The sequence below is a fragment of the Billgrantia ethanolica genome, from assembly GCF_021404305.1.
Classification (GTDB): Bacteria; Pseudomonadota; Gammaproteobacteria; order Pseudomonadales; family Halomonadaceae; genus Halomonas; species Halomonas ethanolica.
In genome coordinates, this window is the sequence record NZ_JABFTX010000003.1 from 554,571 (window position 1) to 567,448 (window position 12,878).

Here is a 12,878-nt window from a genome sequence, read left to right on the forward strand (position 1 = left end):
CTGGTCGAACCGCTAAGCTGATAGACCCGCTTCTCCATTGGCTGCCGGTCGCGCTTGTCCGATGCGCCGACTGGCAGCCTGCCGTCTCGCTGTCGCTCGCCTTCATGATTCTTCGCTCTTGTATGCCTTGGCCCGCGTATGGCGCCTGTTGCCCCATCGAGGCATGACCTTTGCCATGCGTTTGGGATGGCGATACGGGCGATCGTGGGCTGCGTCCTAATAACGTTTAAGCATCTTTCGATCCGTCATCGAACCCTTGGCATGCCCTGCGTTCTCATGGTTATCCTACCCTTGCGTTGATTATTTGCCGCCCACTGCGCCCCGAAGTGACTAGGCTGATGAGTAACCCGCGGCGGCCACCCGATTGGATGGCCTGGGGGGGTAAGGCAAACAGGAGGCTTCGATGAGCATCTTCGACCATGTGCAGAACCGCTTCTCTCGTGTCCAGCAGGAGGAAATCCCCCTGCAGGAGTACCTGGAGCTGTGTCGTGAGGACCCCATGGCCTACGCCAGCGCCGCCGAGCGGATGCTGAAGGCCATCGGCGAACCCGAGGTGATCGACACCGCCAAGGATCCGCGGCTCTCCCGAATCTTTTCCAACAAGGTGATCCGACGCTACCCGGCCTTTTCCGAGTTCTACGGCATGGAAGAGGCGATCGAGCAGATCGTGGCCTACTTCCGCCACGCCGCCCAGGGGCTCGAGGAGCGCAAGCAGATCCTCTATCTGCTCGGCCCGGTGGGTGGCGGCAAGTCGTCGTTGGCGGAGCGGCTCAAGCTGCTGATGGAGCATATTCCGTTCTACGCCATCAAGGGCTCGCCGGTGTACGAATCGCCGCTGGGGCTGTTTTCTCCCGAGGAGGACGGCGAGCTGCTGGAGAAGGAGTACGGCATCCCGCGGCGCTATGTGAAGAGCGTGATGTCGCCCTGGGCGGCCAAGCGCCTCAAGGAGTACGGCGGCGACATCTCGCAGTTCAAGGTGGTGCGTCTGTACCCCTCGCGGCTCAACCAGATCGCCATCTCCAAGACCGAGCCGGGCGACGAGAACAACCAGGACATCTCTTCGCTGGTGGGCAAGGTCGACATTCGCCAACTCGAGCTCTACTCCCAGGATGACCCGGACGCCTACAGCTTCTCCGGCGGCCTGTGCAAGGCCAACCAGGGGTTGATGGAGTTCATCGAAATGTTCAAGGCACCGATCAAGGTGCTGCACCCGCTGCTGACGGCGACCCAGGAGGGCAACTACAACCCCACCGAGGGCATGGGCGCGATCCCCTTCGAAGGCATCGTGCTGGCTCACTCCAACGAGAGCGAGTGGCAGGCGTTCCGCAACAACCGCAACAACGAGGCCTTCCTCGATCGCGTCTACATCGTAAAGGTACCGTACTGCCTGCGCGTGACCGAGGAGATCAACATCTACAAGAAGCTGCTCGAGCACTCCTCGCTCAATCAGGCCCCCTGTGCCCCCGATACCCTGCGCATGCTGGCGCAGTTCTCGGTGCTCTCGCGGCTCAAGGAGCCGGAGAACTCCAGCATCTACTCCAAGATGCGGGTCTACGACGGTGAGAACCTCAAGGACACCGATCCCAAGGCCAAGTCGATCCAGGAGTATCGCGATGCCGCGGGGGTCGACGAGGGCATGGACGGGCTCTCCACCCGCTTTGCCTTCAAGATCCTGTCGAAGGTGTTCAACTTCGACAATCACGAGATCGCCGCCAACCCGGTGCACCTGCTCTACGTGCTCGAGCAGCGCCTCGAACAGGAGCATCTGCCCAAGGAGACCTTCGAACGCTACCTGCGCTACATCAAGGAGTTCCTGGCTCCACGCTACGTCGACTTCATCGGCAAGGAGATCCAGACCGCCTATCTCGAGTCCTACTCCGAGTACGGTCAGAACATCTTCGACCGCTACGTCACCTACGCCGACTTCTGGATTCAGGACCAGGAGTATCGCGATCCCGAGACCGGCGAGCTGTTCAACCGTCAGTCGCTCAACGAGGAGCTGGAGAAGATCGAGAAGCCGGCCGGGATCTCCAATCCCAAGGACTTCCGTCACGAGGTGGTCAACTTCGTGCTGCGGGCGCGTGCGCAGAACAACGGCATGAACCCCAGCTGGCAGTCCTACGAGAAGCTGCGCGGCGTGATCGAGCACAAGATGTTCGCCAACACCGAGGAGCTGCTGCCGGTGATCTCCTTCAACGCCAAGGCATCCACCGCGGATCAGAAGAAGCATGAAGACTTCGTGGCGCGCATGAAGGAGCGTGGCTATACCGAGAAGCAGGTACGGCTGCTCTCGGAGTGGTACCTGCGGGTGCGTAAATCGCAATAAGCGGCGCGAGCCAGGAGGTCAGCATGACCTATTTCATCGACCGACGCGCCAACGCCAAGAACAAGAGCGCCGTGAACCGTCAGCGCTTTCTCGACCGCTACCGGACGCATATCAAGCGTTCGGTGGAGGAAGCCGTCAACCGCCGCTCCATTACTGACATGGAGCGGGGCGAGAAGGTCTCGATTCCCACCCGTGATATCTCGGAGCCGGTGTTCCAGCACGGGCCGGGCGGCAAGCGCACCATCGTCAGCCCCGGCAACAAGGAGTTCGTCGAAGGTGACAAGCTGCGCCGCCCCGGCGGGGGCGGCGGCGGAGGTGGCGCCGGCGAGGGCAACGCCTCCAACCAGGGCGAGGGTATGGACGAGTTCGCCTTCAGCCTCACCCGCGAGGAGTTTCTCGACTTCGTCTTCGATGGTCTTGAGCTGCCGCATCTGGAGCGCAAGGCGCTCAAGGATCTCGACGAGGTGAAGCCGGTACGTGCCGGGGTCACACGCGACGGAGTGCCGGCGCGGATCAACATCGTACGCTCCATGCGCGAGGCGTATGCCCGGCGCATCGCCATGCGGGCCCCGATCCGGCGTGCCCTGCGCGAGGCGCAGGAGGCACTGGAGGAGGAGGAAGGCAAGGATCCCGTGCTGCGCAACCCGTCGCGGATCGCCGAACTCAAGGCGGAGATCGAGCGTCTCGAGAAGCGCCTCGAAGCGGTGCCCTACATCGACACCTACGACCTGCGCTACAACAATCTGGTCAATCAGCCTCAACCGTCGAGCAAGGCGGTGATGTTCTGTGTCATGGACGTGTCGGGCTCCATGACCCAGGCCCACAAGGACATCGCCAAACGTTTCTTCCTGCTGCTCTATCTGTTTCTCGAGCGCAACTACGAGAAAGTCGAACTGGTCTTCGTGCGTCACCACACCGCGGCCAAGGAGGTCGATGAGGAGGAGTTCTTCTACTCGCGGGAGACTGGCGGCACCATCGTCTCCAGCGCCCTGACCCTGGTCGACGAGATCATCACCCGGCGCTACTCGCCAGCGCAGTGGAATCTCTATGTGGCCCAGGCCTCGGACGGCGATAACTGGGATGACGACTCGGTGAACTGCCGTGAGCTGCTGATGAAGAAGCTGATGCCGCGTCTGCAGTACTACACCTACGTGGAGATCACGCCCCATGCCCACCAGGCGCTGTGGGAGGAGTACGAAACGGTGGCTGCCGAGCATCCCGACCGTTTCGCCATGCGCCAGATCGTCGAGGCGGGCGATATCTACCCGGTGTTCCGTGAGCTGTTCAAGCGCCGCGCCGCCCATTGACGTGGATGAGGAGGTCTCATGACCCGACGCAAGCCGATCGCCACCGGTTCCGACTGGAACTTCGAGACCCTCAAGGAGTATGAGCAGGAGTTGGCCAGGCTGGCCGACGAGTATCGGCTGGACACTTACCCCAACCAGATCGAGATCATCACCACCGAGCAGATGATGGACGCCTATGCCAGCGTGGGGATGCCGGTGGGCTACCATCACTGGTCGTTCGGCAAGCAATTCCTGGCCGTGGAGCAGGCCTACCGGCGGGGCCAGATGGGGCTGGCCTACGAGCTGGTGATCAACTCCGACCCCTGCATCGCCTACCTGATGGAGGAGAACACCCTGATGATGCAGGTGCTGGTCATGGCCCACGCCTGCTATGGACACAACTCCTTCTTCAAGGGCAACTACCTGTTTCGTACCTGGACGGACGCCAGTTCGATCGTCGACTACCTGGTATTCGCGCGCAAGTACGTGGCCGAGTGCGAGCAGCGCCATGGCGTGACTGCCGTGGAGCAGCTGCTCGATGCCTGCCATGCGCTGCAGAACTACGGTGTCGATCGCTACAAGCGGCCCTCGCCTATCTCAGCCGAGGAGGAGGTCCGCCGCCAGGCGGAGCGCGAGGCGTACCTGCAGACCCAGGTCAACACCCTCTGGCGCACCATTCCGGGGCGTCAGGCGGCGGATGCGCTACCCGGCAGCCTGGCCAGCGACGAGGACCCTCTGGGCCTGCGCGGGGGCGGGCGCTACCCCCCTGAACCCCAGGAGAACCTGCTCTATTTCCTCGAGAAGAACGCGCCACTGCTGGCGCCGTGGCAGCGCGAGATCGTGCGCATCGTGCGCAAGCTGGCGCAGTACTTCTACCCCCAGCGCCAGACCCAAGTGATGAACGAAGGCTGGGCATCGTTCTGGCACTACACCCTGATGAATCGGCTCTACGACGAAGGGCTGGTCGACGAGGGGCTGATGCTGGAGTTCCTGCAGTCGCATACCGCCGTGGTCAGCCAGCCCGCTTTTGACAGCCCGTACTACAGTGGCATCAATCCCTACGCGCTGGGCTTCGCCATGTTCAGCGACATCAAGCGCATGTGCCAAAACCCCACCGCCGAGGACCGTGAGTGGTTCCCCGACACGGCGGGCGGCGACTGGCTGGAGGCGGTGCACTTCGCCATGCGTAACTTCAAGGACGAATCCTTCATTCAGCAGTTTCTCTCGCCCAAGGTCATGCGCGACCTCAAGCTGTTCAGCATCGTCGATGACGATCAGGAGGAGATGCTGGAGGTGGCGGCCATTCACGACGAGCGTGGCTATCGTCGTATCCGGGAGGCGCTGGCCGCGCAGTACGCCCTGTCGCTGCGGGAGCCCAATATCCAGGTGTACGAAGCCGACATCCGCGGCAACCGCTCATTGACCCTGCACCACGTGCAGGATAGCCGGCGCCCGCTGGGTCGCAGCGTCTACCCGGTGATTCGCCATCTGCACCAGCTCTGGGGCTTTCCAGTACGCCTGGAGTCGATTGCGGCGGATGGCAGCATCGGCAGGCGCTATCAGTGGCCGCTGCCGGACGAAGAAGGCAAGGAGTAGTGCCCGGCGTGTCGCCGGGCAGCATGGGCCGTGCCGGCAGCCGCACGCTTTCCCGCTTGGCTGGTTCGGCTCATGGCTGGCTCAGTCGGCGGTGACCCAGGACTGGCACCAGCCGCCCGGTTCGACGCTATTCTGTGGAAAGAGCTGGCAGCCTTCGCTGCGACGTTCGAAGAACATGCAGTTGCTGCAGGTTTCGCCTCGCTCGTACGCGGGGTGATCGCTGGCTCGCTCGGCCACTTCCACGTAGTTCAATGCCTGGGCCTGCTCGTCGTTGGGGTTGAGCCTCGGCAGGGTCTGGGCGAATGCCTGGCGCGAGAGAACGCCGGCGCCCAGGGGCAGAACGGCGATGCCCAGCAGGCTGTTGCGTAAGAAGTCACGTCGGCTTTGCTGAGCCGGGGAGCGATGCTTCTTGTCCATGGGATGCTTCTTGGCCATGGGATGCTTCTTGGCCATTGAGAGGTCTCCTGCTTCGACACGGTCAAGTCGTTATGGAACGAACCCCATTGCGGGCCGGGCAGCTGCCGAGTGGACAGACGACGTACCGGCTCGATTATCAGACTCGGCAAGGGGGAGTGAAGTTCTCGAGTGTTAAGCGGAGGAAACACGCTTTTTAACCGTGGCGCAATTGCCGAATTTTGCCTTGCGTTTCGGTTTGGTGTCATGCGGTTTCGGCAGGCGAGGCGACGTAAGGAAATGCGAATGAAAGGGGCGCGGGACGCTGGCCAACGCAGCCGATGGCGCTGGCACCGCTAAGGTAGATTCGATAGTGTGGGTGAACACTGCTGCTGCAAGGATGCTGTTATGCCGTGGTTGAAAATTCTGCACATCGCCACGCTGTTGTGCTGGTGTGCTTCGCTGCTGTACCTGCCGGCCATGCTGATGGTCAGTGCCCGAACCCGGACGGGCAGCTCATTCGAGGTTTCCGCCCCGGCGCTGCTGCGTTTCGTTTTTACTCACATCGCCACTCCCTTCGCCCTGGTGGCGATCATGAGCGGTACGCTGCTGTTCGTCGTGGCGCAGCTCGTCGGCGGCTGGCTGGTGCTGAAGCTGGCGGCCGTGAGCGGCATGGTGCTGTGCCATGTGCTGTGCGGCGCACTGATCGTGCGCCTGGAGCGTGACCGACGCCGCTTCCTGGTGCCGGCAAGCGCGCTGGTGGCCGCCGTCGCCGCCTCGCTCATGCTTGCCGTTCTCGTGCTGGTACTCAGCAAGCCATTCGATTGAGGCATGACAAGGAGAGTCACATGCGCCACTCGACCCGCCATGCTCGGTCAACACTTGTCGTCGATTTCGACGCCTACCGCCTCGTCGTAGACGAGCATGCCACCGAGAATCCCTGCCAGCACGATCAGTCCCGCCGTCATCAGCGTCAGGCCAACGGCCCAGGGCAGCAGATCGGTGGGGTAGAGGTAACGCCACAGCCAGTTGAGCGAGGCCAGCGACAGCATCATCACCGCCAGGATGGCGTGACACCAGCCCAGGATCATGTCACGGATTTGCTTCACAGTGATCAGGTCGGTCAGGCCGGCGATGCTGGCAACCCAGCCGCCCAGAGCGCCGATGCCGGCCAGCCACAGGCTGGTGCGTGCCCAGAACGGATCGCCGGTAAACAGGAAGAGGGCGTCGCTGCCCACCACCAGCATCAGGCAGGCAATGGGAAAGTGCACCATGGTGGGGTGAAGGGGGTGCCCGCCAATGGCAGCACGGCTTTTTATCGAGCGTCTCGGTTGTTCAGCCATGTTCGCGTCCTTTGCGATCGTTCCAGGGGTCTCTCTGGCATTCAACGCCCTGTCCGGCAGTGGGTCAACCGCTGGAGGCGCTTGGCCTCATGGGCAGTGCTGCCGCTGGCGGCACTGCCGGCCGGCTGTGCAGGGGAAATGTCGATCCTCGACCCTTCCGGTCCTGCCGCTCGCCATCAGTTCTGGGTGTGGTGGGCCATGCTTGGTTTCAGTGCGGTCGTGGCGCTGGTTCTCTTCGCGCTCTGGCTGTATACCTTCCGCCGTGACGAGCAGCCCCAGCGAACGCCGCGGGAGGAGCAGCGCATCATGCTGCGCTGGGTGGTTGGAGGCGGGATCGCGCTGCCGCTGGCCAGCATCATTGCGCTGCTGGTTTTCGCCGCCCCGACCGGCCGCAGCATGATTCCCCTGCCGCTGCCGGAGGGTGAGGCCGAACTCATCGAAGTGGTGGGGCACCAGTGGTGGTGGGAGGTCCGCTATCCCGGTGAGAACGGCGAGCCCGACGTGATCACCGCCAACCGGCTGGTGATGCCGGCCGGCGAGCCGGTCGACTTCCGCCTGGTCAGCGCGGATGTGATCCACGCCTTCTGGATCCCGCGTCTCGGCGGCAAGCGCGACATGGTGCCGGGACGGCATTCGATCATTCGTCTCGAAGCCGACGTGCCCGGCGTCTTCGGCGCCCAGTGCGCCGAGTACTGCGGTGCCCAGCACACCAACATGCTGCTGCACGTCGAGGCGATGCCGCGGGAGGAATACGATGCCTGGCTGGCCGAGCGCCGTACTCCCCCCGAGCCTCGCGCAGGCTTCGACGAGGCGCGACAGGCCTTCGGCGAGCACTGCGCGGCCTGCCACACCGTCGACGGTTTTCCGCAGGAGCTCATTGCCGATGAGGTCACTTACGACATGGTCGGCCCCAACCTGACCGACATCGGCTCCCGCCCCACCCTGGGGGCTGGAGTGCTGCCCATGGAAGAGGGGGCCATCGCCTACTGGCTGGAGCACCACCAGCTGCTCAAGCCCGGCAACAGGATGCCGCCGCATAACCATATCGACACCGAGACGCTGCAGGATATCGGAGCCTGGCTGGAGACGATGGAACCATGAGCGAGATCAAGGACGCGACGCTGACGCCCGAGCTTCGGCGACTGCACAAGGGAATGGACGAGGTGTGGGGTAACCCCACCGGCTGGCGGGCCTTGACCGTGGTGAACCATACCACCGTCGGTCTGCGCTTCATGGTCACCGGGGCGATCTTCTTTCTGATCGGTGGCCTGCTGGCGATGCTGATCCGCACTCAGCTGGCCTTCCCCGACAACGACTTCATGTCTCACGAGATCTACAACCAGGTCTTCACCATGCATGGCACGGTGATGATGTTCCTGTTTGCCATCCCCATTCTCGAGGGGCTGGCGATCTACATGATGCCCAAGATGATCGGGGCTCGCGACCTGGTGTGTCCGCGGCTGACCGCCTTCGGCTACTACTGCTATCTGTTCGGCGGCATCATTCTCGCTTCCAGCATGATCCTGGAGATGGCGCCGGCCAGCGGCTGGTTCATGTACACCCCGCTCAGCAGCGGCGAGTACTCGCCCGGGCCGGGCTCCGATTTCTGGCTGCTGGGCATCACCTTCGTCGAGATATCGGCGCTCTCCGCCGGCGTCGAGCTGGTGGTGTCGATTCTGCGCACTCGTACCCAGGGCATGGCGCTGCACAAGATGCCGCTGTTCGCCTGGTATATCCTGGCCATGGCATTGATGATCGTGGTCGGCTTTCCGCCGCTGATCCTCGGCAGCATTCTGCTCGAGCTGGAGCGCGCCGCCGGCATGCCCTTCTTCGAGGTGGCCGGCGGCGGCGACCCGGTGCTGTGGGCACATCTGTTCTGGCTGTTCGGTCACCCCGAGGTCTACATCATCTTCCTGCCGGGGGCGGGTATCGTCTCGACCTTGATCCCAGTCTTCGCCGGGCGCCCCATCGTCGGCTACGGCTGGGTGGTGGCGGCGATCATCATCATGGGCTTCGTCAGCTTCGGGCTCTGGGTGCATCACATGTTCACCCTGGGCATACCGCAGCTGGCGCTGGCCTTCTTCTCGGCGGCCAGCATGCTGGTGGCGATTCCCACCGCCATCCAGATTTTCGTCTGGCTCTCCACGCTGTGGCTGGGCCGGCCGAGGATGACGCTGCCGATGCTGTGGATCGTCGGTTTCCTGGTCATCTTCGTGCTGGGCGGGTTGACCGGCGTCATGCTGGCCCTGGTGCCGTTCAACTGGCAGGTGCACGACACTCATTTCGTGGTCGCCCACATGCACTACGTGCTGGTGGGGGGCATGCTGTTCCCGCTCATGGCCGGGCTCTACTACTGGCTACCTCAGGTATCGGGGCGCATGCCATCGGAGCGTCTGGGCAAGTGGAGCTTCTGGCTGATCTTCCTCGGCTTCAACGTCACCTTCCTGGTCATGCACTGGACCGGGCTGCTGGGCATGCGCCGGCGGGTGTTCACCTACGATACCGCCATGGGCTGGGACATCTATAACCTGATCTCCTCGGTGGGTGGCTTCATGATGTCCGCCGGCGTGGCACTGCTGATTCTCGACATCGCGCTGCATTTCCGCTTCGGCAAGAAGGCGCCGCAGAATCCGTGGGGCGCCGATACTCTGGAGTGGGCCATGCCCAAGCCCCCCACGGCCTACAATTTCGTCAGTCTGCCGGCGGTGGAGACGCGTCATCCGCTGTGGGAGAAACCCGAGCTCTCGCGCACCATCTACGAGGGGCAGCATGGCCTCGCCACCATCGAGCATGGCCGCCGGGAGACCTGGGGCAGCGATGCATTGACCGGCAAGCTGCGCGAAACCATTCATCTGCCGAGCAACTCCTGGTGGCCGCTGTTCTCCTCGCTGGCGCTGGCCGTGGTGTGTATCAGCTTGCTGGCGCGAGTCTACTGGCTGGCCGCCGTCGCAGTCGTGATCGGTGTGGTACTGCTGCTGCGCTGGTCGTGGGAGAACTGCGCGCATCCTGGCAAGGCGCCCGAGGCGTCGATGGCGCCCACCGATCCGCCGCTGCACTACCACACCATGAACGGGCCCGGCGTCTGGTGCATGTCGGTCTCCCACCTGGCCAACGGCTCGCTCTATCTGTCGCTGCTGTTCGGTTGGTTCTATTTGTGGGTGGTGGCGCCTGAGTGGCAGATGCCGGAGAGCTCTCCGCTTTCGCCGCTGCTGCTGGTGGCGGCAGGCGTGGCGCTGACGCTGGGCACGCTGCTGCTGGCCAAGGTGGTGCGTCGCTTGCGCCGCCGCGAGAGGGGCGGGCTCGGCATGATGATGTATCTGGCGGGTGGTCTGGGTACCCTGCAGACACTGCTGATCGTGGCGGTGATGTGGCGCGCGGGACTGGCGCCTACCGAGACGGCGCATGATGCCACACTGTTCGTGGCGCTGTGCTACGTGCTCATTCTGGCGTCGTTGGGGGCGATACTGTGCCTCCTCCAGGGGCTGCGCGTCGGCTATGGTTACGTCAGCGTCGAGACGCCGCTGGAGCCGGTGGTGGTGCTGCGCCTGTGGTACTACCACCTGGTGGTCTACTGGAGCCTGTTCGTGGCCATCTGGGTCTTGCCGACCGTGCTGGGAGGTGGTGCATGAGGCGTCTGCTGAAACTCACCCATCCGATCCATTTGGTCAGCGGGCTGACGATCTGGGGCATCTGGTTCGTGGCGATCTATGCCGGGCTCTCGGTGGCCTGCTCGGTGGCTCCCCCCGAACCCGGGAGCGACATGCTCACCGGCATCAACTTGGGTGTCGGCGTGGCCACTCTGGTCACCACCGCGCTGCTGCTGTGGCTGAGCTGGGCCAGCGTGTCGGCAGGCCGTAGGGCGGAGGTGCGCCGCGAGTGCTACTTCGCCTATATCTCGGCCGGGATGTTTCTGTTTTCGGCGGGCAGCACCCTGTTCGTCGGCTACCCCATCGTGTTCCTGCCGCCGTGCCTGTAAGGGCGGCAACCTCGGGGGTAGGCGAGCGGCGCAAAGAGAGCGCGGCGATTCAGCCGCCGGAGTGGGCCTGCTATACTCGCGCCAGTGCGGCGATGCCTGGCCGCAGGATTTTACCAACGGGGAGGGTGCTCGATGCAGAACGCCGTGATTCTGATCAACACCGAGAAGGGGCAGGTCAAGGCGGTAGCCGAGCGGCTCGCCGACGTCGAAGGCATCAGCGAGGTCTACTCCACCTGCGGTCGCTACGATTTGGTGGCGATCGCCCGCACGCGTGACTTCGAAAGCCTGGCCGAGCTGGTCACCGGGCGCCTCAATGCCGTAGAAGGCATTCGCGATACCGAGACCCTCAACGCCATGCAGGTGCACTCCAAGCACGATCTCGAGACCATGTTCTCGCTCGGCTGGTAGCAATTCGCTAGCGACTGCCACCCACTCACAACCGTATCGAGCCGGTACCCGGATGTACCGGCAGTGGCTCCCCTGCGGATGACTTCATGGCTTTGACACGAACCCGTGGCCGGCGGCGTCGCGCCGTACTGCCGCGCTGGCGCTCCCGCGTTCGCCAATTCGGCATTACTCTCGTTTTCGTGCTGGTCGGCAGCGGCCTGTGGTACACCCAGGAGCAGGAGTACCGCGACCAGCTGAGCTGGATGGGCGTGCCCACCTGGGACACCCTGACCCCGCTGACCGTACATCGTGTGCTGCGCAACGACGGCTTCCTGGTGGGCTGGTCGGACGTGCGGGTCAATCCGCTATGGGTGAGCTATCTGCTGCATGACGTGGAGGAACGTCGGGCGGCGCCCAGGCCAGACTTTCGCCGCGACTGGCGGACCCTGTGGCCGATTGCCGCCGACAGCTACTTCGGCAGCGGCTACGACCGCGGCCACCTGGCACCCAACTACGCCATTGCCGTGGTGCACGGGCGTCAGGCCCAGGAGCAGTCGTTCCTGATGAGCAATATCTCGCCCCAGCGTCCCGACCTCAACCGCCGTCTGTGGCAGCGCCTGGAAGAGGTGGTGATCGACCACTTCGTGCCGCGCTTCGGCGTGGTCCAGGTGATCACCGGTCCGGTCTTTCCCGAGCGCTTCCTCGACAACGTGACCAACCGGGTAGGGCTGGTCGAGATTCCCGAGGCGTTCTACAAGATCGTCGTGGTGCCGGCCGAGGAGCCCATGGCGCTAGCCTTCATCATGCCCCAGGAGGTGCGCGGCGACGAACCGCTGGACGACTACCTGGTGACCATCGATGAGGTGGAGGCGCGTACCGGGCTCAACTTCTTCCCGCGGCTGCCCGAGGAGGTCGCCGAGGTGTTGGAGGGAGAGGTGGTGGCATCGGGGTGGGCGCTCGAAGAGGTGGCGCGGCTTCCCTCCAGATATTGAGGTGGGCCAGATACTGAGTCAGGGAGGCATTCGGGCACAAAAAAAACCGCGATCAGTCGCGGTTCTCTTTATTCGCTTTGGCGATGTTTCAACCTGCATGACGCGATCTGCTCGTAGAGCAGTGGTGCCCAGGAGAGGACTTGAACCTCCACATCCGTAAGGATACTAGCACCTGAAGCTAGCGCGTCTACCAATTCCGCCACCTGGGCGCATCATGCCTGTCGTGCTTTCGCTACTGTCTTATCGCAACTGCTATTCTATGCCGCTGTCGTGTTCGCGCCTCTGGGATGGTGCCCAGGAGAGGACTTGAACCTCCACATCCGTAAGGATACTAGCACCTGAAGCTAGCGCGTCTACCAATTCCGCCACCTGGGCGAACACGAGCGATTCGAGCTAAATAAAGAGCGATGGTGCCCAGAAGAGGACTTGAACCTCCACGTCCGTAAGGACACTAGCACCTGAAGCTAGCGCGTCTACCAATTCCGCCATCTGGGCAGGCGACGCGTATCTTACCCAATTTGTGGGCCAATGCAAGAGCCTAGGCGGTAAAAGAGTCGAATGCCAGGCTCAATCTACGCC

At 63.3% G+C, this 12,878-nt stretch carries 11 protein-coding genes and 3 tRNA genes; 9 read left to right on the forward strand and 5 right to left on the reverse strand.

Annotated elements, in window-relative coordinates:
* The first annotated feature begins 403 nt into the window (after nucleotides 1–403).
* From HOP53_RS15775 to HOP53_RS15785, 3 genes are read left to right on the forward strand one after another with little or no spacing between them, the layout of a single operon-like run.
* A complete protein-coding gene (locus tag HOP53_RS15775; RefSeq protein ID WP_234270918.1) occupies nucleotides 404–2,326 on the forward strand; it encodes a PrkA family serine protein kinase in 1,923 nt (640 codons plus the stop codon).
* Between the two features lie 23 nt (nucleotides 2,327–2,349).
* A complete protein-coding gene (locus HOP53_RS15780; protein WP_234270919.1) occupies nucleotides 2,350–3,633 on the forward strand; it encodes a YeaH/YhbH family protein in 1,284 nt (427 codons plus the stop codon).
* 18 nt (nucleotides 3,634–3,651) lie between these two features.
* Nucleotides 3,652–5,208, forward strand: coding sequence for a SpoVR family protein (locus tag HOP53_RS15785; protein ID WP_234270920.1), 1,557 nt, complete (start codon nucleotides 3,652–3,654; stop codon nucleotides 5,206–5,208).
* An 81-nt stretch (nucleotides 5,209–5,289) separates the two neighbouring features.
* Here the strand turns inward: HOP53_RS15785 and HOP53_RS15790 are convergent, their stop codons facing one another.
* Complete coding sequence (locus tag HOP53_RS15790) at nucleotides 5,290–5,661, reverse strand: high-potential iron-sulfur protein (RefSeq protein WP_234270921.1); 372 nt, start codon at nucleotides 5,659–5,661, stop codon at nucleotides 5,290–5,292.
* Between the two features lie 348 nt (nucleotides 5,662–6,009).
* On the opposite strand from HOP53_RS15790, the gene HOP53_RS15795 reads away from it, so the two are divergent.
* Nucleotides 6,010–6,429: a CopD family protein gene (locus HOP53_RS15795; protein ID WP_234270922.1), complete on the forward strand. Its 420-nt coding sequence runs from the start codon at nucleotides 6,010–6,012 to the stop codon at nucleotides 6,427–6,429.
* Between the two features lie 47 nt (nucleotides 6,430–6,476).
* Here HOP53_RS15795 and HOP53_RS15800 read toward each other — a convergent pair whose 3' ends face one another.
* On the reverse strand, nucleotides 6,477–6,944 hold the full coding sequence (locus HOP53_RS15800) for a DUF2231 domain-containing protein (RefSeq protein ID WP_234270923.1): 468 nt from the start codon (nucleotides 6,942–6,944) through the stop codon (nucleotides 6,477–6,479).
* An 81-nt stretch (nucleotides 6,945–7,025) separates the two neighbouring features.
* Between HOP53_RS15800 and coxB the strand changes: the two genes are divergently transcribed.
* From coxB to HOP53_RS15825, 5 genes are all read left to right on the forward strand, one after another.
* The gene (gene coxB, locus HOP53_RS15805) at nucleotides 7,026–8,045 is read left to right on the forward strand and encodes a cytochrome c oxidase subunit II (protein ID WP_234270924.1); all 1,020 of its coding nucleotides are present in this window, start codon (nucleotides 7,026–7,028) and stop codon (nucleotides 8,043–8,045) included.
* Nucleotides 8,042–10,573, forward strand: a complete 2,532-nt coding sequence (ctaD, locus tag HOP53_RS15810) for a cytochrome c oxidase subunit I (protein ID WP_234270925.1) — start codon at nucleotides 8,042–8,044, stop codon at nucleotides 10,571–10,573. Before coxB ends, ctaD begins: the two co-directional genes overlap by 4 nt.
* Nucleotides 10,570–10,920, forward strand: a complete 351-nt coding sequence (locus HOP53_RS15815; protein WP_234270926.1) for a hypothetical protein — start codon at nucleotides 10,570–10,572, stop codon at nucleotides 10,918–10,920. The genes ctaD and HOP53_RS15815 overlap by 4 nt, the downstream gene beginning before the upstream one ends.
* A gap of 132 nt (nucleotides 10,921–11,052) precedes the next feature.
* Nucleotides 11,053–11,328, forward strand: a complete 276-nt coding sequence (locus HOP53_RS15820; RefSeq protein WP_234270927.1) for an Lrp/AsnC family transcriptional regulator — start codon at nucleotides 11,053–11,055, stop codon at nucleotides 11,326–11,328.
* An 86-nt stretch (nucleotides 11,329–11,414) separates the two neighbouring features.
* Entirely contained in the window at nucleotides 11,415–12,299 is an 885-nt protein-coding gene (locus tag HOP53_RS15825) for a DNA/RNA non-specific endonuclease (RefSeq protein ID WP_234270928.1), read from the forward strand.
* A gap of 122 nt (nucleotides 12,300–12,421) precedes the next feature.
* Here HOP53_RS15825 and HOP53_RS15830 read toward each other — a convergent pair.
* The 3 genes from HOP53_RS15830 to HOP53_RS15840 form a co-directional block, all read right to left on the reverse strand.
* Nucleotides 12,422–12,508: transfer RNA gene (locus HOP53_RS15830), tRNA-Leu, on the reverse strand.
* Nucleotides 12,509–12,587: 79 nt separating this feature from the next.
* Nucleotides 12,588–12,674: transfer RNA gene (locus HOP53_RS15835), tRNA-Leu, on the reverse strand.
* Between the two features lie 33 nt (nucleotides 12,675–12,707).
* Nucleotides 12,708–12,794 (reverse strand) — tRNA-Leu (locus tag HOP53_RS15840).
* Nucleotides 12,795–12,878: the final 84 nt, after the last annotated feature.